The organism is Mannheimia bovis, from assembly GCF_014541205.1.
Lineage (GTDB): Bacteria > Pseudomonadota > Gammaproteobacteria > Enterobacterales > Pasteurellaceae > Mannheimia > Mannheimia bovis.
This window is the reverse complement of sequence record NZ_CP061280.1, coordinates 435,689-456,066: the sequence shown is the minus strand read 5'-3', so window position 1 is coordinate 456,066 and position 20,378 is coordinate 435,689. Positions and strand designations below refer to the sequence as shown.

The 20,378-nt window shown below is 39.4% G+C and carries 19 protein-coding genes; 7 read left to right on the top strand and 12 right to left on the bottom strand.

Annotated elements, in window-relative coordinates:
- Positions 1–54: 54 nt before the first annotated feature.
- Positions 55–843, bottom strand: a complete 789-nt coding sequence (atpB, locus tag ICJ55_RS02275; protein ID WP_188157164.1) for a F0F1 ATP synthase subunit A — start codon at positions 841–843, stop codon at positions 55–57.
- A gap of 25 nt (positions 844–868) precedes the next feature.
- Positions 869–1,252, bottom strand: coding sequence for an ATP synthase subunit I (locus ICJ55_RS02270; protein WP_188157163.1), 384 nt, complete (start codon positions 1,250–1,252; stop codon positions 869–871).
- A 303-nt stretch (positions 1,253–1,555) separates the two neighbouring features.
- Here ICJ55_RS02270 and ICJ55_RS02265 point away from each other — a divergent pair, with 303 nt between their 5' ends.
- Positions 1,556–2,194 carry a MerR family transcriptional regulator gene (locus ICJ55_RS02265; RefSeq protein ID WP_188157162.1) on the top strand — a complete coding sequence of 213 codons (639 nt, stop codon included), beginning with the start codon at positions 1,556–1,558 and terminating at the stop codon, positions 2,192–2,194.
- Positions 2,195–2,335: 141 nt separating this feature from the next.
- On the opposite strand, the gene rsmG is transcribed toward ICJ55_RS02265, so the two are convergent.
- Both rsmG and mnmG read right to left on the bottom strand, forming a co-directional pair.
- Positions 2,336–2,950 carry a 16S rRNA (guanine(527)-N(7))-methyltransferase RsmG gene (gene rsmG, locus ICJ55_RS02260; RefSeq protein ID WP_188157161.1) on the bottom strand — a complete coding sequence of 205 codons (615 nt, stop codon included), beginning with the start codon at positions 2,948–2,950 and terminating at the stop codon, positions 2,336–2,338.
- A 45-nt stretch (positions 2,951–2,995) separates the two neighbouring features.
- Positions 2,996–4,888, bottom strand: a complete 1,893-nt coding sequence (mnmG, locus tag ICJ55_RS02255; protein WP_188157160.1) for a tRNA uridine-5-carboxymethylaminomethyl(34) synthesis enzyme MnmG — start codon at positions 4,886–4,888, stop codon at positions 2,996–2,998.
- Positions 4,889–5,340: 452 nt separating this feature from the next.
- On the opposite strand from mnmG, the gene ICJ55_RS02250 reads away from it, so the two are divergent.
- Complete coding sequence (locus tag ICJ55_RS02250; protein WP_188157159.1) at positions 5,341–5,802, top strand: YchJ family protein; 462 nt, start codon at positions 5,341–5,343, stop codon at positions 5,800–5,802.
- An 87-nt stretch (positions 5,803–5,889) separates the two neighbouring features.
- Positions 5,890–6,519 carry a tellurite resistance TerB family protein gene (locus ICJ55_RS02245; protein ID WP_188157158.1) on the top strand — a complete coding sequence of 210 codons (630 nt, stop codon included), beginning with the start codon at positions 5,890–5,892 and terminating at the stop codon, positions 6,517–6,519.
- An 86-nt stretch (positions 6,520–6,605) separates the two neighbouring features.
- On the opposite strand, the gene ICJ55_RS02240 is transcribed toward ICJ55_RS02245, so the two are convergent.
- Together ICJ55_RS02240 and ICJ55_RS02235 are read right to left on the bottom strand one after the other, a co-directional pair.
- Positions 6,606–6,830 (bottom strand): sulfurtransferase TusA family protein, encoded by a 225-nt coding sequence (locus ICJ55_RS02240; RefSeq protein WP_025234956.1) that lies wholly within the window; start codon positions 6,828–6,830, stop codon positions 6,606–6,608.
- A gap of 9 nt (positions 6,831–6,839) precedes the next feature.
- A complete protein-coding gene (locus ICJ55_RS02235) occupies positions 6,840–7,877 on the bottom strand; it encodes a YeeE/YedE family protein (protein ID WP_188157157.1) in 1,038 nt (345 codons plus the stop codon).
- A 258-nt stretch (positions 7,878–8,135) separates the two neighbouring features.
- Between ICJ55_RS02235 and ICJ55_RS02230 the strand changes: the two genes are divergently transcribed.
- Both ICJ55_RS02230 and uriH read left to right on the top strand, forming a co-directional pair.
- Positions 8,136–9,788 carry a phospho-sugar mutase gene (locus ICJ55_RS02230; RefSeq protein WP_188157156.1) on the top strand — a complete coding sequence of 551 codons (1,653 nt, stop codon included), beginning with the start codon at positions 8,136–8,138 and terminating at the stop codon, positions 9,786–9,788.
- Positions 9,789–9,840: 52 nt separating this feature from the next.
- Positions 9,841–10,773 (top strand): uridine-preferring nucleoside hydrolase UriH, encoded by a 933-nt coding sequence (gene uriH / locus ICJ55_RS02225; RefSeq protein WP_188157155.1) that lies wholly within the window; start codon positions 9,841–9,843, stop codon positions 10,771–10,773.
- Positions 10,774–10,784: 11 nt separating this feature from the next.
- Here the strand turns inward: uriH and recG are convergent, their stop codons facing one another.
- Complete coding sequence (gene recG / locus ICJ55_RS02220) at positions 10,785–12,878, bottom strand: ATP-dependent DNA helicase RecG (protein ID WP_188157154.1); 2,094 nt, start codon at positions 12,876–12,878, stop codon at positions 10,785–10,787.
- Between the two features lie 181 nt (positions 12,879–13,059).
- On the opposite strand from recG, the gene htpG reads away from it, so the two are divergent.
- A complete protein-coding gene (htpG, locus tag ICJ55_RS02215; protein ID WP_188157153.1) occupies positions 13,060–14,940 on the top strand; it encodes a molecular chaperone HtpG in 1,881 nt (626 codons plus the stop codon).
- Positions 14,941–14,985: 45 nt separating this feature from the next.
- On the opposite strand, the gene ICJ55_RS02210 is transcribed toward htpG, so the two are convergent.
- On the bottom strand, positions 14,986–15,810 hold the full coding sequence (locus ICJ55_RS02210) for a hypothetical protein (protein WP_188157152.1): 825 nt from the start codon (positions 15,808–15,810) through the stop codon (positions 14,986–14,988).
- Between the two features lie 161 nt (positions 15,811–15,971).
- Between ICJ55_RS02210 and proS the strand changes: the two genes are divergently transcribed.
- Complete coding sequence (gene proS / locus ICJ55_RS02205) at positions 15,972–17,687, top strand: proline--tRNA ligase (RefSeq protein WP_188157151.1); 1,716 nt, start codon at positions 15,972–15,974, stop codon at positions 17,685–17,687.
- A 72-nt stretch (positions 17,688–17,759) separates the two neighbouring features.
- Here proS and ICJ55_RS02200 read toward each other — a convergent pair whose 3' ends face one another.
- The 4 genes from ICJ55_RS02200 to nanA all read right to left on the bottom strand — a co-directional run bounded on the left by ICJ55_RS02200 (position 17,760) and on the right by nanA (position 20,354).
- Positions 17,760–17,939, bottom strand: a complete 180-nt coding sequence (locus ICJ55_RS02200; protein WP_188157150.1) for a DUF1232 domain-containing protein — start codon at positions 17,937–17,939, stop codon at positions 17,760–17,762.
- 8 nt (positions 17,940–17,947) lie between these two features.
- On the bottom strand, positions 17,948–18,388 hold the full coding sequence (gene mioC / locus ICJ55_RS02195) for an FMN-binding protein MioC (RefSeq protein ID WP_188157149.1): 441 nt from the start codon (positions 18,386–18,388) through the stop codon (positions 17,948–17,950).
- A 394-nt stretch (positions 18,389–18,782) separates the two neighbouring features.
- Positions 18,783–19,343 carry a DUF2059 domain-containing protein gene (locus ICJ55_RS02190; protein WP_188157148.1) on the bottom strand — a complete coding sequence of 187 codons (561 nt, stop codon included), beginning with the start codon at positions 19,341–19,343 and terminating at the stop codon, positions 18,783–18,785.
- Positions 19,344–19,472: 129 nt separating this feature from the next.
- Positions 19,473–20,354, bottom strand: coding sequence for an N-acetylneuraminate lyase (gene nanA / locus ICJ55_RS02185; RefSeq protein WP_188157147.1), 882 nt, complete (start codon positions 20,352–20,354; stop codon positions 19,473–19,475).
- Positions 20,355–20,378: the final 24 nt, after the last annotated feature.

Here is a 20,378-nt window from a genome sequence, read left to right as displayed (position 1 = left end):
ATCACTCTACAAAATTTAAAATTGTAAAAAATTAAGATTTTTTAACCGCTTGTATTAGTGATCGGCTTTATTATAACCAATACTTAAATACACGATTGTCAGCATCATAAAGATGAATGCTTGAAGCGTAATAACTAAAATGTGGAAGATAGCCCAAATAATTTGAAGCGGCACACCCAACATTTGAGGTACTATGCTTTCTGCCATATACATTACAGCAATCAAAATAAAGATTAATTCACCTGCATACATATTACCGAATAAACGGAAAGCAAGAGAAATCGGTTTAGCAAGTAAAGTAACCACTTCTAATAAGAAGTTTACAGGAATAAACGCCCAATGATTAAAAGGGTGTAACGTATATTCTTTTACAAAACCACCGAAACCTTTCGATTTGATTGTGTAGTAGATAATTAGGCAGAATACACCAATTGATAAACCCAATGTCGCACTAATATCTGCTGTTGGTACTGCACGCAAATAGTCAATACCTAGCAAACTTGCTAATTGAGGTGGATAATCAACAGGGATCAAGTCAATCGCATTCATAATGAATACCCAGCAAAAGATGGTTAAAGCTAATGGACCGACTTCGTGGCGAGGACCGTGAAAGTTCTCTTTAACCACACCGTTTACCCATTCAATAATCATCTCAACAAAACATTGCCACTTACCCGGCACGCCTGTTGTTGCGTTTTTTGCTGCTTTGCGGAAAAAATAAAGGAAAATAGCACCTGCTACCAATGAGAAAAATAAGGTATCTAAATGCACATTCCAAAATCCCTCACCTGTCGTTAAAAACGTCAAATGGTGAGTGATATATTCTGCGGTAGACCCAGCCATAATTTATCCTTTCAAAATTAAAAAACTATGTTGATTTCCGACTCAAGAACATCGGCAATGCAATGTTTAAAAACAGTGCCAAAAAATAACCTACAAAAAATACTAAAAATTGGAAATGAGGAATTAAGGTAAAACTCACTATCATTAAAATGATTGCAACTAACCATTTACCCCCTTCTCCCCAATAGAAAGCGGTCATTTTTGTCCGATCTTTTGCAGAATTTCTAAAGAAAACCCAATACACAAAAACACAGTGAGGCACAAAACTAGAGATACCTCCGGCAAGAAAGGAAACTGCAATATTCCCTTTACACAAAAAAAGAATAAAAGCTAAAACTAAAATAGTTCCCGCCTCAATTCCCAACGCTCTGCGATATTGTGATTTTGCTTTATTGATTACAGCAGACACATTTTACCCTTTTTGAACAAGTTTACCTTAACAAACAGGCTAATAATTAGCCACTGTTGAATCAATGGAAATCCAGCGGGAAATTATACTTTACAAATTAAGAGTTGCAACCTAAAACTACTCAAAACGTGGCATTCTTCACATTTTTGACAAAAAACACCTATTTTTAACAAAACCACAAACAAATCTATTTAAAAAATGAACAATTTATTCTATATTTTATTCATAACTGCAACGTTTCACTTTACACTTATATAATATAAATAATCCGATAAGTAATTAGAGTTAATTAAAGGAAAGATTATGATAAAAATGAATGACTTAGTAAAACTGACAAGTACTCCAAAATCAACCATTTTATACTATATAAAAGAGGGATTATTGCCCGAACCTTATAAAGATAAGCCAAACTTCCATCTTTATGATGAAAGTAACGTAAAACTACTAGAGTTTATCAAATATCTACAAACTAACTTTAATGCCAGCATTGCACAAATAAAATCATTATTTAACCAGCCTAACTTTGATAAAATGAACCCATATGAAAGTTTAATTCATTCACTTTCATTAGTTATGGGGGCAGAAACTGAAGAATTTGCTCCAAAGCAATTATGCCAAGAATTTAACATTAGTGAGCAAAAACTCAGCGAATATATAGAAAAAGGATTACTCCACCCTCGTGATAATATTTTTACCAATAAAGAACGGGAAATTTTAGCCATTGTCAGCCGCTGTAATGAAACCGAACTAAACTTACTACAAGCCTACATTGATGTAGCCAAACAACTTGCACAGTTTGAAGTTAATATCACGTTAGAAGGTTTAGCTGATAATGAGCAAAATGATGAAAAGCTGAAACATCTATTTGATATTTTGCTGGTGCTAAAACCCTATGTATTTAATATGGAAACGTTAAAAACTTATCAAAAAATAACTAGATAGCTTTTATCAAGTAAGTATTTACTTTCTAAATTTTACATAATAAAAACAGTGAGTAAAATAAAGTACAAGCGATTGTTTTTTTCTGAAAAATTTGCAAAAAAATCAGGGAAAACAACCGCTTGATATGCTTTTAATGAAAATCTATAGTTTTTTCAATACAACCAAATGCCTTTCTCCTACCAACTCCGGCACTTGTAAGGAGATAATTTCAACCAATTCTACCGGATTTTTAACCGCTTGCATTTCGGTTTCATCATATATCCCTTTTAACGCATAAAACTTGCCGTTTTTATTCGGTAAGTGATAGCACCAATTAACCATATCATCAAGCGAGGCAAAGGCACGGCTGAGTACACCATCAAATTGCTGCTCGTGGTATTCCTCCACACGGCTGAGAACAGGCGTTACATTTTTAATCCCTAACTCACGCAACGCATTTTTAATAAAAGTAATACGTTTACCTAGGCTATCCAGCAGCACAAATTGTTTATCGGGGTTAGCAATCGCTAATGGAATACCCGGCAACCCCGGACCTGTGCCAACATCAATAAATTTATCGCCGTGTAAATGTGGGCTTACCACAAGACTATCCAAAATATGTTTTACCAACATTTCATCAGGGTTGCGAACAGACGTCAGGTTATAGGCTTTATTCCATTTATCCAACAATCGTACAAAACCAACTAACTGCTCTTTTTGTTGATCGGTTAAATTTATTTCAGCTTGAGCTAACAAGCGGTCTAATTTTTCTAACATTTTGCAAATTCCTAAAATAAAACCTCGGTAAACCGAGGCTTATTATTACAGCTCACCGCGTTTTAACATTCCTTGCTTTTTCAAATTCACAAGCAGAATGGAAATCGCCGCAGGGGTGATGCCTGAAATACGGCTTGCCTGCCCGATAGATACCGGGCGGTGTTGCATTAATTTTGCCCGTACTTCATTCGATAAGCTATCCACTTTATCATAATCAAATTCAGGTGGAATTTGGGTGTTTTCGTGGCGTTTGTGGCGTTCGATTTCGTTATATTGATGCTCAATATAGCCTTGGTATTTAATCGCAATTTCCACTTGTTCTGCTGCTTGTTTGTCTTCAATAGCTGGAGCAAACGGGGCAATTTGAGTGAGTTTATCGTAACTCATTTCTGGACGACGAATTAAATCTTCACCACTGGATTCACGGGCAAGTGGCGTACTTAATAACGCATTAAGTTCACTTAAATTAGGCATTTGTAAGTGTGCCCAAGTTTGTTTTAAGCGAGTACGTTCTTGCTCAATCGCTTCCATTTTTTGGTTAAAGCGAACCCAACGTGCTTCATCAATCAAACCTAATTGGTGAGCAATCGGCGTTAAACGAATATCGGCATTATCTTCACGCAGCAATAAGCGATATTCGGCACGAGAAGTAAATACACGGTAAGGCTCTTTTGTACCAAGCGTGCAGAGATCGTCCACCAATACGCCGGTGTAAGCCTGATCACGAGTTGGGAACCAGGCCTCTTTGCCTTGAACTTGTAAGCCTGCGTTAATCCCAGCTAGCAATCCTTGGGCTGCAGCTTCCTCATAACCGGTTGTACCGTTAATTTGACCAGCAAAGAATAAGCCCTCAATAGCTTTGGTTTCCAACGTTGGTTTTAAATCACGAGGGTCGAAATAATCGTATTCAATCGCATAGCCCGGCTTGATAATACGGGTATTTTCCAAGCCCTTCATTGAGTTTACGATCCCCATTTGCACGTCAAAGGGCAAGCTAGTTGAGATCCCGTTCGGGTAAACTTCAATCGTATTTAAGCCTTCCGGTTCAAGGTAAATCTGGTGTGAATTACGATCGGAAAAACGCATTACTTTATCTTCAATCGATGGGCAGTAGCGTGGACCAATTCCTTCGATAATCCCTGTGTACATAGGGCTGCGATCTAAATTGGAACGGATCACCTCGTGGGTTTGCTCATTCGTGTGTGTAATATAACAAGGAATTTGACGAGGGTGCTGTTCAACCGATCCCATAAAAGACATTACCGGTAGCACATCATCACCGTGCTGCTTAGCTAATACATCAAAATTAATGGTACGGGCATCTAAACGTGGTGGTGTTCCTGTTTTTAAGCGATCAACACGCAAATTCAGATCACGTAGACGATCAGCTAACATCGTTGCTGCAGGATCACCTGCTCGACCACCTGCATAATTATCTAAACCAATGTGGATCTTACCGGCTAAGAATGTACCTGCGGTTAACACAACAGATCGAGATTTAAAAATTAATCCCATTTTAGTAACAGCACCTACTGCTCGGTTATTTTCTACTAAAATATCAACTACTTCTTGTTGGAAAATATCTAAATTCGGTTGATTTTCTAATGCTGTACGCACCGCATTACGGTAAAGCACACGGTCTGCTTGAGCACGGGTTGCTCTTACGGCAGGGCCTTTTGAACTGTTTAATGTACGAAATTGGATCCCTGCAAAGTCGGTAGCTATCGCCATTAAGCCGCCCATTGCATCAATCTCTTTCACTAAATGCCCTTTACCAATCCCCCCAATGGCAGGATTACAAGACATTTGCCCTAAAGTATCTACATTATGTGTTAAAAGTAGGGTTTTTAACCCCATACGGGCGGGAGCAAGTGCAGCCTCAGTTCCCGCGTGTCCGCCACCTACGACAATCACATCGTAAATTTGGTTATAAATCATATATCGCCTTTTCTCTCAAAAATACTGTGCAAAAATAAACGTGTATTTTAGCTTAAAAAGGGATCATCAGGGAAATAAAATTTAAATTGAACAAGATCCAAAGTTCCTTTGCTAAAGATAATATAGATCTATATAAAGATCTTTATTGTTAATCTTATTAGATCCGCTACTTTATGTGAGTAAAAGATCTTTTACAAGAAAAACAACAAGTTAAATCCAAAAATGGTCGTGAATAGATCTCACTAAAAGAAGATCTAACCTGTGGATAAAATCTAAAGTTATCCACAGAAGCTAAAATAAAGAAACTTTTAACAGTGTAATTCCCAAATAATTCAATCTTTTTCATAAGTTATCCACATAGGATATGTAACGTTTTTTTAGATTAAATTCCTTTTTTTGTATTTATACAGTAAAATTTTACTCCATTTTGATATGTAAAAAAGTGAGAAAAAATGACCGCTTGTAACTGCCAATCAGGCAAAAAATATACTGAATGTTGTGAGCCTTTTCATTTAAAAGCTGAAATACCACAAACAGCAGAACAACTTATGCGTTCTCGTTACTCAGCTTATACGCTGGTTAATATTCCCTATATTGTTGAAACTACAGTTCCAAACCAGCAAAAATATCTTGATCAAGCAGCAATGAAAACGTGGGGAGAAAATACAAAATGGGCTGGTTTAGAAATCATTAAACATTTACCTAACCTTTCAAAAATACATAGTCAGGTTGAATTTAAGGCATTTTTTGATACAGAAGAGGGAAAACAAGCACATCACGAATTATCGCTTTTTGTCAAAATAGAGAGTAAATGGTTCTTTGTAGACCCTACTGTTCCTTTACCAAGTCAAAAGCAAAATTGTGTATGCGGATCAGGCAAAAAATTTAAACATTGTTGTGGTCATTATCTTTAATATTGAATTGAACTCTTTTTAAATCAAAAAGACTAAGTAAATGAATTCTATTCACCAACGACTAACTTACCTACAGGGGAACGAAAAATGGATTTCAATAAAATTTTAAACCAAGTGTTAAATACGGCAAAAGATGCAGCAACTAACGGATTAATCAAAGGTAATACGACAAATGACCAAATCGCCAAAGTAGGTGGTGGTGCAGCAGCTCTAGGTCTTATTTCAATGTTATTTGGACGCAAAGGCGGCTCAGGTTTAGCGAAATTAGGTTCTTTAGCCGCTCTGGGGAGTTTGGCTTATCAAGCATATCAAAGATATCAAGAACAAAATGCGTCAGCGTCTCAATTAAGCCAAGATAATTTTGAAGAAGTTGATGCGAATGAAGCAAGTAAGGTGATTTTACAAGCAATGATTGCCGCAGCGGCAGCAGATGGTGCAATTACTGAAGATGAAAAAGCCGCAATTGTTGCACAAGTATCACAAGATCCGGAAGTATTATCGTGGATTAGTCAAGAAATGAATAGTCCTGCAAGCGTAGAAGAAATTGCTCGTCAAGTAGGTAACGATCAAGCTCTTGCGACTCAAGTTTACCTTGCTGCTCGTGCAGTATGTACAAACTTAGAGCGTAAAGAAATCATTTTCTTAGCAAACTTAGCGAATGCACTAGGTTTACCGGATGCGTTAGTTGAACAGTTAGAAAAAGATGCCGGATTCTAAATTTAGACTATTTTAGTTTAGCTACAAGCGGTTATATTTTGAGAGTTTTTTGCAAAAAACTTGTGAAATATGACCGCTTGTTCTTTTTAAGCTTTTTGGATAACAATTTCCCAAGCGGCATCACCAATTTGAGCGAAATGAGTAACAGGATAATTATTCTCAGCAGCCCAGCGAGGTAAATTTTCCGTAGCTTCAGCACAAGTAAATTGGATAGCCAACTCGTCGCCAATATTTAAATCAACAATTTTCTTTTTAGCTTCCATTAATGGATAAGGGCATAGATGCCCTTGAGTATCAAGCTCGTAACGCATATTTTCTCCTTATTGAGGTTGTTTGGTCGGTCGGATATGGACAAAATAAGTCATTATCCACACTCCGATCATAATAAAAAACAGTGAAATCCAGCCTTTGGCACTCATTATTGCTGTTGCCGTTAAACCATTGCCAATCGTACAACCACCGGCAAGTGAAGCTCCTATTCCCATTAATAATCCGCCGATGACACTGTTCCGACAAGTTGTTAGATCAGGCATCCGCCATTTAAACTCTTTACTCCCTTTGGCTGCAATGTAAGAACCAAGCATAATGCCTAATACAAGGAATACTCCCCAGTTTATTAACTTAGCATCTCCGGTAACAGTATAACGAATGATATTAGCCGATGGACCTGTGATGCCTAATCCGGCTGATTTCCCATACAGAGCATTTACTCCCCAAGCGGCAAAAGCTAATAATCCAATTAATACAGCAGCAAAAAATGGGTGGTAACGTTTTTCGAATAAATAGTGGCGAATGCCGGTCCATTTAGGTGGTAAAGAAGCAACTTTAAGTGTTGGTTTTGACAATGTTCGATAAACTAAAAAGCCAGTAATAGTAATAAGTATCCCGATTAACCACCATATAGATATATTTAATAAAGCAGCTAAGTTTTCCTCTATTTTGCCGTATTGCATCATTGATTTTGTAAAATCACTTAATGCACCAAATCGCATCGCAGCAGCACTAATCATATACATCAATAATGCAATCCAAGCACTAATTAACCCTTCACCTGCGTGATACCAAGTGCCGGTAGCACAGCCGCTTGCTAAGATAATACTCATACCAAAAATTAATGAACCGATAATAGTGGTTGGGAGTGAGAAATCTTTATAAGGTAAAGTGATATAACCCAATTCCATTAAGGAAACTACGCCTATACTTTGCACCGAAATTGCGATTAGCAAAGCATAAAACATACGATTATTTTTGAGGAGATACATATCACGAAATCCGCCTGTTAAGCAGAAGCGGGAGCGTTGAAAAATAAAACCAAGTAATCCGCCGATTATCAAGGCTGATAAGAAAGACCAAAACATAACTAAACCTTAGTATAATGTAATGAAAAAGAGGTAGACATTTTTGTCGTGTTTATAAACTTTGTCAATTGAGTTAATTATATTTTGTGAGATCTCTCACAAATTTCATTTTTGTGTCCGATTTTATATTAGATAAAAAAGTAAACGTTTGCCTGAGTTTTATTTGATAACTCGATCACAAAAAAGCAAATAAATCCTTTAAAACAAAGGTTCTTTGCGTTAGTCTAACTCAAAGTTTAAATTACAAAGGAGTACAAAATGACTATTTTTCAAGTTGCTCAAAATTGGTTAGCACAAGACCCTGATGCTGAAACCCGTGCAGAGTTAGAACAGCTTATTCAAGCGGCACAAACGGATGAAAAAGCGAAAGCAGAGTTGGAAGCTCGTTTTGATGGACGTTTACAATTCGGTACGGCAGGTTTGCGAGGCAGATTACAAGCAGGCTCTCAAGGTATGAACCGTGTATTGGTTGCACAAGCTGCCGGTGGATTAGCAGAATTTGTGAAAGGTTATGATAAATCCCCTTCTATTGTGATTGGTTACGATGGTCGTAAAAATTCTGATGTGTTCGCCCGCGATACTGCAGAAATTATGGCTGCAGCAGGTATTAAAACCTACCTATTGCCACGTAAATTACCAACTCCGGTGTTAGCTTTTGCCATTCAATATTTTGATACCACCGCAGGTGTAATGGTAACGGCAAGTCATAACCCACCGGAAGATAACGGTTATAAAGTCTATTTAGGTAAAGCTAATGGTGGCGGACAAATCGTTTCACCTGCCGATAAAGAGATTGCAGCATTAATTGATAAAGTGGCAAGTGGAAGTATTGTTGATTTACCTCGCAGTCAAGATTTCATCGTGTTAGATGATGAAGTAGTAAATAAATATATCGAAAAAACAGCCTCACTGGCGAAACAGCCAAAAGCGGAGATCAATTATGTTTATACTGCAATGCACGGTGTGGGCTATGAAGTATTAAGCAAAACCTTAGCTAAAGCCGGTTTACCTCAACCTCATTTAGTAGAAGCACAAATTCAGCCAGATGGTTCTTTTCCTACGGTAAACTTCCCAAATCCGGAAGAAAAAGGGGCATTAGATTTAGCCATTGAATTAGCGAAAGATAAAAATGCAGAATTTATTATTGCAAATGACCCTGATGCAGACCGTTTAGCGGTTGCTGTACCTGATGCTCAAGGTAATTGGAAACCTCTACACGGTAATGTAATTGGTTGTTTCTTAGGCTGGTATTTAGCAAAACAGTATCACGCACAAGGCAAAAAAGGCGTATTGGCTTGCTCGCTGGTATCTTCCCCTGCATTAGCGGAGATTGCGAAAAAATATGGTTTAGAGTCAGAAGAAACGCTTACCGGCTTTAAATACATCGGCAAAGTGGAAAATCTCTTATTCGGCTTTGAAGAAGCATTAGGTTATTTAGTTGACCCTGATAAAGTGCGTGATAAAGACGGTATTTCAGCGGCAATTATGTTCTTAGATTTAGTTTGCAGCTTGAAAAAAGAGGGTAAAACGCTGGCAGATTACACCGCAGAATTTGTGAAAGAATTTGGGGCTTATGTAAGCGGTCAAATTTCTATTAGAGTTTGCGATTTAGCAGAAATCGGTAAATTAATGACCGCTTTACGCAATAATCCGCCGGCAGACATCGGTGGATTTAAAGTCGTTGAATTTATCGATCATACAAAAACGCCACGTCAAAATGATATTTTAGTATTCATTTTAGAAAATGGCAGCCGTTTAATCGCTCGTCCTTCAGGTACTGAGCCAAAAATTAAGTTCTACTTAGATGCTCGAGGTACTGATGCAGCAAATGCCGAAGAAGTACTAAGCCAATTTGATGCAAGTGTGCGTGCATTACTACATCAAGAACAATACGGCAAACAAGATTGTTAATTTTTACTAAGAGAGGGTTATTCCCTCTCATTTTTTTATAAAGGAGAAATTAATGGCTCAAAAAATTATTTTAGATTGCGACCCGGGGCACGATGATGCAATTGCGATGATGTTAGCTTGGGGAAATCCGAATATTGATTTATTGGCGGTCACTACAGTTGTAGGCAACCAAACGTTGGAAAAAGTCTCTCGCAATGCGTTAGCGGTGGCGGAAATTGCTAATATTCGCAATATTCCTTTTGCCAAAGGTTGCCCTCGCCCACTGGTGCGTGAGGTGGAAAATGCCCCTGATATTCACGGCGATTCAGGAATGGATGGACCAAAATTACCAGAGCCGACTCAGCAATTTTCCGAAAAACACGCCGCTCAATTAATTATTGATTTAGTGATGTCGCATCCTGAAAAAACCATCACCTTAGTGCCAACCGGCGGCTTAACCAATATTGCGTTAGCCGCACGATTAGAGCCTCGTATTATCGAACGAGTGAAAGAAGTAGTGCTGATGGGCGGAGGCTATCATACCGGTAACTGGAGTGCAGTGGCGGAATTCAATATCAAAATTGACCCGGAAGCCGCTCATATTGTCTTTAATGCCGGTTGGAAAGTAACAATGGTTGGGCTTGATTTAACTCACCAAGCGTTAGCTACCCCTGATGTGGTGGAACGTTTGGTCGCTCTTAACAGCAAGCCGGGGCAATTTGTGGTAGAGCTACTTGAGTTCTTTGGCAAGATGTATAAACAAGCACAAAACTTTGATGCCCCACCGGTACACGATGCCTGTGCGGTGGCTTATGTAATTGACCCGAGCTTAATTGAAGTTCAGCAAGTGCCGGTCAATATTGAATTAACCGGTACTCACACGCTAGGAATGACGGTTACCGACTTCCGCTACCCACCAAAACAGTGCAATACTTGGGTGGCGAAGAAATTAGATAAAGAGCGTTTCTGGAATTTGGTGATCGACTCCGTGAAAAATCTTGGCTAATCATTTATTTGTTAAGCGTTGGTATATTCCGCTTTATTATCTAACCAACGCTTAATTAATTTTTGTGCAAGCGGTGGATTTTCGACAATAATTTGCTTGGCGTAGTGCTGCACAAGTGGAATCATTTTGCGGTCTCGCATTAAATCCGCCACCTTAAATTCTGCCATTCCGGTCTGTTTTGTGCCGAGAATTTCCCCCGTGCCTCGAATTTCCAAATCTTTTTCGGCAATGAAAAAGCCATCTTGGCTATCTCGCATTACTTGTAAACGCTTGCTGGAAATTTTGCCGAGCGGCGGTTTATACATCAACACGCAATGGGATGCGGTTGCTCCTCGCCCTACTCGTCCACGTAATTGGTGAAGTTGAGCCAAACCCAAACGCTCGGAATTTTCAATGATCATTAAGCTCGCATTAGGGACATCTACCCCCACCTCAATCACTGTGGTCGCGACTAATAAATCCAACTCCGCCGTTTTAAACGATGCCATAATATCTTGTTTTTCTTGCGGTTTCATTCGTCCATGTACTAAACCAATACGTAAATCCGGCAAGGCTCGTTGTAAATCTTCGGCAATCGCTGCTGCTGCTTGGGCTTCTAACACTTCCGATTCATCAATTAAGGTACAAACCCAATAGGCTTGGCGGTTTTCGTTTTTACAGGCTTGATAAACCCGCTGCACAATTTCAGCCCGTCTGTCTTCCGAAATCACCACCGTGGTAATAGGCGTTCGTCCCGGTGGGAGTTCATCAATAATGGAGGTGTCTAAATCCGCATAGACTGTCATCGCCAGCGTTCTTGGAATTGGCGTTGCAGTCATAATCAGTTGGTGCGGATAAATCTCTTGCCCGTTCGCATTTTTAGCCCCTTTTTCACGCAAAGTTAAACGCTGATGCACACCAAAACGGTGTTGTTCATCAATAATTACTAAGGCTAAATGATGGAATTCCACAGCTTCTTGGAATAAGGCGTGTGTGCCAATAATCATCTGCACTTTACCATTTTTAATGGCTTCAAGTTGAGCGGTTCTTGCTTTTCCTTTCACTTTACCGGCAAGCCAGCCTACTTCAATGCCAAAGGGGTTAAGCCAGTTGGCAAAGTTATTAGCGTGCTGCTCGGCTAAGATTTCAGTCGGTGCCATCAAGGCAACCTGCTTGCCATTATCAATCGCTAACAAAGCGGCTAAAGCAGCAACCAATGTTTTACCTGAACCTACATCGCCCTGTACTAACCGCATCATTGGGTTGGGACGTGCTAAATCTTGCTCAATATCCGTCGTAACTCGGCTTTGGGCGTTGGTTGGTTGGAATGGTAGGCTTGCTAAAAAGCGATCTTTCAAATCTGTTTTGTAGGTCAGTGGCTCGGCGAACTGCTGTTTGACCCCTAAACGAAGTTGCTGCATCGCTAAATTATGGGCAAGCAATTCCTCAAAAATCAATCGTTTTTGGGCAGGATGTTCGCCTTTTTCTAGAATTTCTGCCGAAATGGTTGGTGGCGGACGATGCAATAATTGCAACGCCTCTTTTAAGCTATATTTATGTGGATTGTATTCATCCGGCAGAAGTTCTTCCACTTTTACATTATTTAACACCGCTAAGGCTTGCTCGGTCATTTTGCGTAATGAAGCCTGTTTTAACCCTTCAGTGGTGGAATAAATAGGTGTCAGGGTTTCTGCTAATTCAAGGGGTTGATTATTGCGGATAATTTGATATTCAGGGTGATGAATTTCCGCCATAAAACGTCCACGTTTTACCTCGCCAAAGGCTTTTACCCGAACGCCGGTGGCAAGGCTGTTTTTCATTCCGGCATTGAAATTGAAAAATTTCAGCATAATTTTGCTGGTACTGTCAGACAGTGTAACAGACAAAATCGGACGTTTACCAAACTGCACTTCAGTTAATTGCACATAGCCTTCAATAGTGCAGTAAGTATCAGGGCGAACATCGGCAATCGGCGTAATACGGGTGCGGTCTTCGTATCTCATTGGCAGATGAAACAGTAAATCTTGCACGTTATTAATACCGATACGGCTCAGTTTTTCCGAAATCGCCGCACCCACGCCCGAAAGAGCGGTTAAAGGCACGCCATCTAGTAGTTGTTCGCTCATAGTGTTATTCAAATCATCATTATTGGAAACAAGTATAAGGGGAAAATAACGTTTTCTCTATTTTTTAATCATTTTTCTTACAGACAAGCGGTATTTTTTCTCTCATTTTTTGCAAAAAATCTTGAAAATTTGACCGCTTGCCCCATCTAGTTTCTGTTTTTAGATGAAAAAGGAATACACAATGGCAAATCAAGAAACTCGTGGCTTCCAGTCGGAAGTAAAACAGCTTTTACAGCTGATGATCCATTCACTTTACTCTAACAAAGAAATTTTCCTGCGTGAGCTGATCTCAAATGCGAGTGATGCGGCGGATAAACTCCGTTTCAAAGCCCTTTCCGAGCCGGCTCTATATGAAGGCGATGGTGAATTGCGTGTGCGTGTGTCGATTGATGAAACGCTTGGCACTATTACCATTGCCGATAATGGGATAGGTATGACCCGTGAACAGGTGATTGATCATTTGGGCACGATTGCAAAATCCGGCACGAAAGAATTTTTAGCTTCACTCGGCACAGAACAATCCAAAGACAGCCAGCTTATCGGTCAATTCGGTGTGGGATTCTATTCTTCGTTTATTGTAGCGGATAAAGTTACCGTCAAGACCCGTGCCGCAGGTGTGCCGGCAAATCAAGGTGTGATTTGGGAATCAGCGGGCGAAGGGGAATATACCATTGCTGATTTTGAGAAAGCTGATCGTGGTACAGAAATTATTTTGCATCTGCGTGAAGAAGAAAAAGCATTTTTAAACGAATGGCGTTTGCGTGAGATTATCGGCAAATATTCCGATCATATCGGCTTGGCGGTGGAAATTCAAACCAACGAATACGATGACGAAGGCAAACCAAGCGGTCAAAAATGGGAAAAAATTAACAAAGCTCAAGCCCTTTGGACAAGATCGAAAAACGAGATTTCAGACGAAGAGTATAAAGAGTTCTACAAGCACATCAGCCACGATTTTGCCGACCCTCTGCTCTGGTCGCATAACAAAGTGGAAGGCAAACAAGAGTACACCAGCTTGCTCTATGTGCCGAGCAAAGCTCCGTGGGATTTATTCCAACGTGAACAGAAACACGGCTTGAAACTCTATGTACAACGTGTGTTTATTATGGACGATGCGGAAGTCTTTATGCCGAATTATCTACGTTTTATGCGTGGTTTGTTGGATACCAACGATCTGCCGCTCAATGTTAGCCGTGAAATTCTGCAAGAAAACCGTGTTACTCAATCGCTCCGTTCTGCTCTGACTAAGCGTGCCTTACAGTTACTGGAAAAACTGGCGAAAGATGATGCGGAAAAATATGCTCAATTCTGGAAAGAGTTCGGCTTAGTATTGAAAGAGGGCGTGGGCGAAGATTTTGCCAACAAGCAACAGGTGGCAGGTTTACTCCGTTTTGCCTCAACGCACACAGACAGTAGCGAACAAGCGGTCAGTTTTGCCGATTATATTGCAAGAATGAAAGAGGGGCAGAAAGCGATCTACTTCTTAACCGCTGATAGTTATAGTGCAGCCAAAAACAGCCCGCACTTAGAGTTGTTTAACAAAAAGGGCATTGAAGTATTACTGCTTTCCGACCGCATAGATGAGTGGTTAATCAGCCATCTCACCGAATTTGACGGTAAACCTCTGCAAAGTATCACCAAGTCTGATTTAGACTTAGGCGACCTTGCCGACAAAGCGGAAGATGAAACCCAAAAAGCTCAAGAGGCTGAGTTTGGTTCATTCTTAGAGCGAGCAAAAAGCTACTTTGGTGAACGGGTTAAAAATGTAGTGCTCACTCATCGCTTAACAGATACCCCAGCTGTGGTTTCCACCGATAGCGACGAAATGACTACTCAAATGGCAAAACTCTTCGCTGCAATGGGGCAAACTGCTCCGGAAGTGAAATATACTTTTGAACTAAACCCTGAACATCCAATGGTTAAAAAAGTAGCCGATATTGCAAGCGATGATGAGTTCAACGAGTGGATTGAACTACTGTTTGAGCAAGCATTACTCGCCGAACGAGGCACATTGGAAAACCCAACGGCATTTATTAAACGAATGAATAAACTCTTAGGGTAATAACAAAAAAACACCTTCAATGAAGGTGTTTTTTGTTAGAAAGAATTACTGTTTATTAGTTTCTGGTTGCTGTTCTGCTTTTTGCTCTCGATGACCTTCTAAAGATTGTTCTTCCGGTAAGGCTTGCTCTTTATGCGGAGCTGGTTCTTCTTGACCAATTGCTTTAGATTGTTGCTCAGGTGTTTTTTGTTGCTCAACAGGTTTATCTCCGGAAGATTGACTTTGCGTTTGTTGAGTTTGGTTTGTCGATTCTGTTGCCATTGGCTCAGAGGTAGAAGCTGCTTTATTGGTTTCAGGCTGTTGTACTGCTTTCTGCTCTCGATGACCTTCTAAAGATTGCTCTTCAGGTAAGGCTTGCTCTTTATGCGGAGCTGCTTCTTTTTGACCAACTGCTTTAGATAATTCTTCAGGCGTTGTTTGCTGAACAGTTGGTTTAGCCTCAGGTGTTACACCTGTTGATACTGCAGTTGGATTATGTTCAAGCGTTTTAGCGTGAGCTTCAGGTTTCTGCTCATTGGCTAAGGTTTTTGCCTCGGGTTGCTCTTGGTTAGCTTGTGGAACATCAGAAGGCTGCTGCTGTTGCTGACCTTCAAGCGATTGCTCTTCAGGTAGGGCTTGTTGCTCACTTGGAGCTGGCGTTGGTTCAGTCTCTTTTGTTTGAGTTGCCGCTTCTTCTTTTGTTACCGCCGGAAGAGGCTCAGGATTTTTCACTTCCAACTCTTTATGTTGCTCTGCAACTTGTTGAGATTCAGTTTTTACCGGTTCAACCGTTTCTACTTTTTCTTCCTTCTTGTTTTTATTGTCGATAAGATAATTACCGCCAATAAATGCTACCAAAACCAGTGCAATTAATAACAATACTCTAGCCATAGTTGATCTCCTTTATCAAGTTTTCCCTATCCTAACATTTTTTTAACTTAATACACAACAAGCGGTTAGGTTTAGATAAAAATTTGCAAAATTTCCTGAAAATCTAACCGCTTTGTTTTAGAATAGAGAAATTTTTGAAATTTAGAAGAATAGGAATAACAATGCGTACAAGTCAGTATTTATTTTCAACCTTGAAAGAAACCCCGAACGATGCTCAGGTGGTTAGCCATCAATTAATGTTACGTGCAGGAATGATTCGCCCGATGGCATCAGGTTTATACAACTGGTTGCCGACCGGGATTCGTGTGTTGAAAAAAGTGGAAAATATCATTCGTGAGGAGATGAACAAAGGTGGTGCAATTGAGGTATTAATGCCTGTGGTTCAGCCGGCTGAATTGTGGGTGGAATCCGGTCGTTGGAATGATTACGGTCCGGAATTACTGCGTTTTAAAGATCGTGGCGAGCGTGATTTTGTGCTTGGTCCAACGCACGAAGAGGTGATTACCGATTTAGTTCGCCGTGAAGTGTCATCATACAAACAACTTCCGCTGAATTTATATCAAATCCAAACTAAATTCCGTGATGAAGTGCGTCCACGTTTTGGTGTGATGCGTTCACGTGAGTTTTTGATGAAAGATGCCTACTCTTTCCACACCGATAAAGAGAGTTTACAAGAAACCTATGATGTGATGTATCAAGTTTACAGCAATATCTTTACCCGCCTTGGATTAGATTTCCGTGCAGTACAGGCGGATACAGGGTCTATTGGTGGTTCGGCTTCTCACGAGTTCCAAGTGCTTGCTTCAAGCGGTGAAGATGATGTGGTGTTCTCAACAGAATCTGATTTTGCGGCAAATATTGAATTGGCGGAAGCGGTTGCTGTGGGTGAACGCCAAGCTCCAACGGCAGTAATGGAATTAGTGGATACGCCAAATGCAAAAACAATCAATGAGTTAGTGGAAAATCACGGTTTAGCGATTGAAAAAACAGTTAAAACTTTGATTGTAAAAGGTGCAGCCGAAGAACAACCGCTTATTGCTTTAGTGATTCGTGGCGATCACGATTTAAATGAAATTAAAGCTCAAAAACATCCTTTAGTGGCAGACCCACTTGAATTTGCTGATGAAGCGGATATTAAAGCGAAAATCGGAGCGAGTGTGGGTTCATTAGGGGTGATTAATTTACCAATCCCTGCCATTATTGACCGTTCTGTAGCGTTAATGTCAGATTTCGGTTGTGGTGCGAATATTGATGGCAAACATTATTTCAATGTGAACTGGGAACGTGATGTGGCAATGCCGGAAGTGTTTGATTTGCGTAACGTGGTGGAGGGAGACCCAAGTCCGGACGGTAAAGGTACACTTCAAATCAAACGTGGTATCGAAGTAGGTCATATTTTCCAATTAGGTAAAAAATATTCCGAAGCGATGAAAGCAACCGTGCAAGGTGAAGACGGTAAACCGCTTGTAATGACAATGGGGTGTTATGGTATTGGTGTAACCCGTGTGGTGGCGGCAGCGATTGAGCAACATCACGATGAGCGTGGTATTATCTGGCCAAGCGATGAAATCGCACCATTTACAGTGGCGATTGTGCCGATGAATATGCACAAATCAGAAAGTGTTCAAGCCTTTGCAGAAGAGCTATATTCAACTTTAAAAGCACAAGGTGTTGATGTGATTTTTGATGATCGTAAAGAACGCCCGGGTGTGATGTTTGCGGATATGGAATTAATCGGTGTACCGCATATGGTCGTGATTGGTGAGAAAAACCTTGAAAACGGCGAAATTGAATATAAAAACCGTCGCAAAGGTGAGAAACAGATGATTGCTAAAGAAAGCTTACTTTCTTTCTTAAAAGAAAACGTGAAAGCTTAATTGGTAAAATTTTAACGAAAAAAGACCGCTTGTAGAGATGACAAGCGGTTATTTTTTATGATTTTTTGCAAACTACTTTTCTAAAATCGTTTTAATTAATAACATAAGTGCTGTAGCATCATCAACCAATCCAAGTGGACCTAAAATCGCTTCAGGCAGAATATCAATAGGGCTAAACATATAAATTAAGATAATTGCTATCTTAATCCATTTCATTTTGTTGGTTGGAAGTTTTGCTTGAATTTTGTTCATTTTTTATCCTATAGATTTTCGATAAAAGATGGCAGCCATTCTTCTGCTGTTGCATCGTGATCAAAATTATTTACTACATCAATCCGTAAAGATTCACAAATTTGAGTTGCCTCTTTCGCTTTTAAGGTTTCTTCAACAATATTTACCGCATTACAGAAAGTATCATAATCGGTACTACCTAAGCCGATTACCCCAAATTTCATTGAACTAAAATCAGCAGTGCTATGTGCTAAATCTTTAAATAATGGTTGAATATTTTCTGGCAACTCACCTGCTCCGTGCGTGGAGGTAATAACCAGTAAATTGGATTTACCCTCAATATCAGCGAGAGTTGCCTGGTTATATAATTCCACCTCAAAACCTTGTTCGGTTAATACATTATTAATATGGTCAGCAACATATTCCGCACCGCCTAAGGTGCTACCTGTGATAATGCAAATAGATGTCATCGTCGTTCTCTCTTAATTATTTTTGTGGCTATTCTAACTAAGATTGAATGCTTTGCAATCATTCTTTTGGTGTTAGATGACGCTTATGTTAAGGCTAAAAATTATTAGGAGTAAAAATGAAATATAAAACGCTCATTTCAACGCTATTATTGGGATTATCTGCTCATATTCAAGCCAATGAAAATCAAATATACTCAAATTTGTACAGAGCATCATAATCAAATTATTGCTAATTACTTTAATGTGTCTAAAGAGCAACTTTCTATCTGTACTTGAGCGTCTGCTTGTAACGTTGATCCTAATCAGTTACGCAGTAAAAGCAGAATGAATGGCTGCATTAAATAGCAAGTTTTTGAGAAAAAATCACCGCTTGTAAGTGGTGATTTTGTGCTTATTATGAAGAAATGTTGCAGCGAGCCGTCTCTTTTTCATAAAGAGGTAATGCAAAATTAATTGCATCTTGTTCGCTCATCGCATCACTTTTTGCTTTTACTTTTACAAAGAATGGTTTAGTAATTGCTTTGGCAATTTCAGATTTTTCTTCTGTGGTTGGCTCAATAAATGGCGGTAAATTTTCAGCACCTGCTTGACGTAGTAGGATTTCAGTAAACTTTTGTCCGGCACCGGTTGAGAAGAAATCATCAGCTTCTTTTATTTCTTCTTCGGTAAGGATACCTTTAAAATATGGCTCAAGTACTTCCATATAGTTTGGATTGCCTTCAATACTACTTAAACAAACATTTTGTTCTTCACTAAGTTCATATTCAGCTTTAAGCGAATTTACAATCATTGTACGGTTAACATTCACTTGAAAGTTCATATAAGGGCTCTTAATAAGAAGCTTTTCGATGTCAGTAGGATTTGCGGGAGACACCGCAATAGCGTTTTGTGAGTGTGTAATTAAAGTAGATGAGAGAACGAAAGATAAAGCAAAGAATTTTGTTAGTTTTTTCATTATATAATCCTTAAATTTAAGAGTTAAAATGGAGTTCTTATCTTATCTATATATTTTTGTAATAAAAAGCACCTTGATTACATATCAAGGTGCTTTATTTAAAAACTACACTATATTAAAGATGATGCTTTATGAAAGATATTTCGCTTTTAACTCTTTCACAACCGCTTTTTGTTGTGCGTTAAGTTCTTTCGTCATTGGCTCACGGCAGTAACCTGCTTGAACACCTTCTTCTTCCAATAAGCCTTTGATGGTTTGGTATAAACCGTTGCCTAAAATGCCTTCGATTAAATCATTCGTCACGTTTTGAATTTCAAACGCTTCTTTGATTTTTCCTTCACGAGCAAGGTCGAAGATTTGACGTGCACGGATACCGTTTACGTTGAAGGTTGAGCCGATTGCACCGTCCACACCTAAAACGGTTGCCGGTAACATCATTTCATCGAAACCTGCGTAGATTAAGTGGTTCGGGAAGGCTTTGCGCAGACGCTCTAATAGGTAGAAATCGCCCGCGGTGAATTTCACACCAATGATTTTTTCATTTTCAAATAATTCTGCAAATTGGCTCACACCGATGTTTACACCTGTTAAGAACGGGATTGAGTAAACAATCATTTTGTTGCCGGTTTCACGAATAATAGTTTCGTAGAAGTTTTTGATTTCTGCGAAGCTGAATTTGTAGTAGAAAGGGGTTACCGCAGAAAGGCTGTCATAGCCTAATTCAGTTGCATATTTACCTAACTCCACCGCTTCTTTTAAGTTTACGCTACCCACTTGTGCGATAAGTGCGATTTCATCTTTCGCTTCATCTTTCGCAATACGGAAGATCTCTTTTTTCTCTTCGGTTGAAAGCATAAAGTTTTCGCCGGTTGAACCACCAACGTATAAACCATCCACTTTCATCTTATCGATGTTGTGGCGGATAATTTGGCGTAAACCTTTTTCGTTGATTGTGCCGTCTTCGTTAAATGAAACGAGTAACGCACTAAAAATACCTTTTAAATTTTTCATTTAAATCTCCAAAATAAGAATTTG

What these genes read in the sequence shown, in the direction of transcription:
- atpB (WP_188157164.1), bottom strand. Translation starts at nt 843, where the DNA reads ATGGCTGGGTCTACCGCAGAATATATCACTCACCATTTGACGTTTTTA.
- ICJ55_RS02265 (WP_188157162.1), top strand. Translation starts at nt 1,556, where the DNA reads ATGATAAAAATGAATGACTTAGTAAAACTGACAAGTACTCCAAAATCA.
- rsmG (WP_188157161.1), bottom strand. Translation starts at nt 2,950, where the DNA reads ATGTTAGAAAAATTAGACCGCTTGTTAGCTCAAGCTGAAATAAATTTA.
- mnmG (WP_188157160.1), bottom strand. Translation starts at nt 4,888, where the DNA reads ATGATTTATAACCAAATTTACGATGTGATTGTCGTAGGTGGCGGACAC.
- ICJ55_RS02250 (WP_188157159.1), top strand. Translation starts at nt 5,341, where the DNA reads ATGACCGCTTGTAACTGCCAATCAGGCAAAAAATATACTGAATGTTGT.
- ICJ55_RS02245 (WP_188157158.1), top strand. Translation starts at nt 5,890, where the DNA reads ATGGATTTCAATAAAATTTTAAACCAAGTGTTAAATACGGCAAAAGAT.
- ICJ55_RS02240 (WP_025234956.1), bottom strand. Translation starts at nt 6,830, where the DNA reads ATGCGTTACGAGCTTGATACTCAAGGGCATCTATGCCCTTATCCATTA.
- ICJ55_RS02235 (WP_188157157.1), bottom strand. Translation starts at nt 7,877, where the DNA reads ATGTTTTGGTCTTTCTTATCAGCCTTGATAATCGGCGGATTACTTGGT.
- ICJ55_RS02230 (WP_188157156.1), top strand. Translation starts at nt 8,136, where the DNA reads ATGACTATTTTTCAAGTTGCTCAAAATTGGTTAGCACAAGACCCTGAT.
- uriH (WP_188157155.1), top strand. Translation starts at nt 9,841, where the DNA reads ATGGCTCAAAAAATTATTTTAGATTGCGACCCGGGGCACGATGATGCA.
- recG (WP_188157154.1), bottom strand. Translation starts at nt 12,878, where the DNA reads ATGAGCGAACAACTACTAGATGGCGTGCCTTTAACCGCTCTTTCGGGC.
- htpG (WP_188157153.1), top strand. Translation starts at nt 13,060, where the DNA reads ATGGCAAATCAAGAAACTCGTGGCTTCCAGTCGGAAGTAAAACAGCTT.
- ICJ55_RS02210 (WP_188157152.1), bottom strand. Translation starts at nt 15,810, where the DNA reads ATGGCTAGAGTATTGTTATTAATTGCACTGGTTTTGGTAGCATTTATT.
- proS (WP_188157151.1), top strand. Translation starts at nt 15,972, where the DNA reads ATGCGTACAAGTCAGTATTTATTTTCAACCTTGAAAGAAACCCCGAAC.
- ICJ55_RS02200 (WP_188157150.1), bottom strand. Translation starts at nt 17,939, where the DNA reads ATGAACAAAATTCAAGCAAAACTTCCAACCAACAAAATGAAATGGATT.
- mioC (WP_188157149.1), bottom strand. Translation starts at nt 18,388, where the DNA reads ATGACATCTATTTGCATTATCACAGGTAGCACCTTAGGCGGTGCGGAA.
- ICJ55_RS02190 (WP_188157148.1), bottom strand. Translation starts at nt 19,343, where the DNA reads ATGAAAAAACTAACAAAATTCTTTGCTTTATCTTTCGTTCTCTCATCT.
- nanA (WP_188157147.1), bottom strand. Translation starts at nt 20,354, where the DNA reads ATGAAAAATTTAAAAGGTATTTTTAGTGCGTTACTCGTTTCATTTAAC.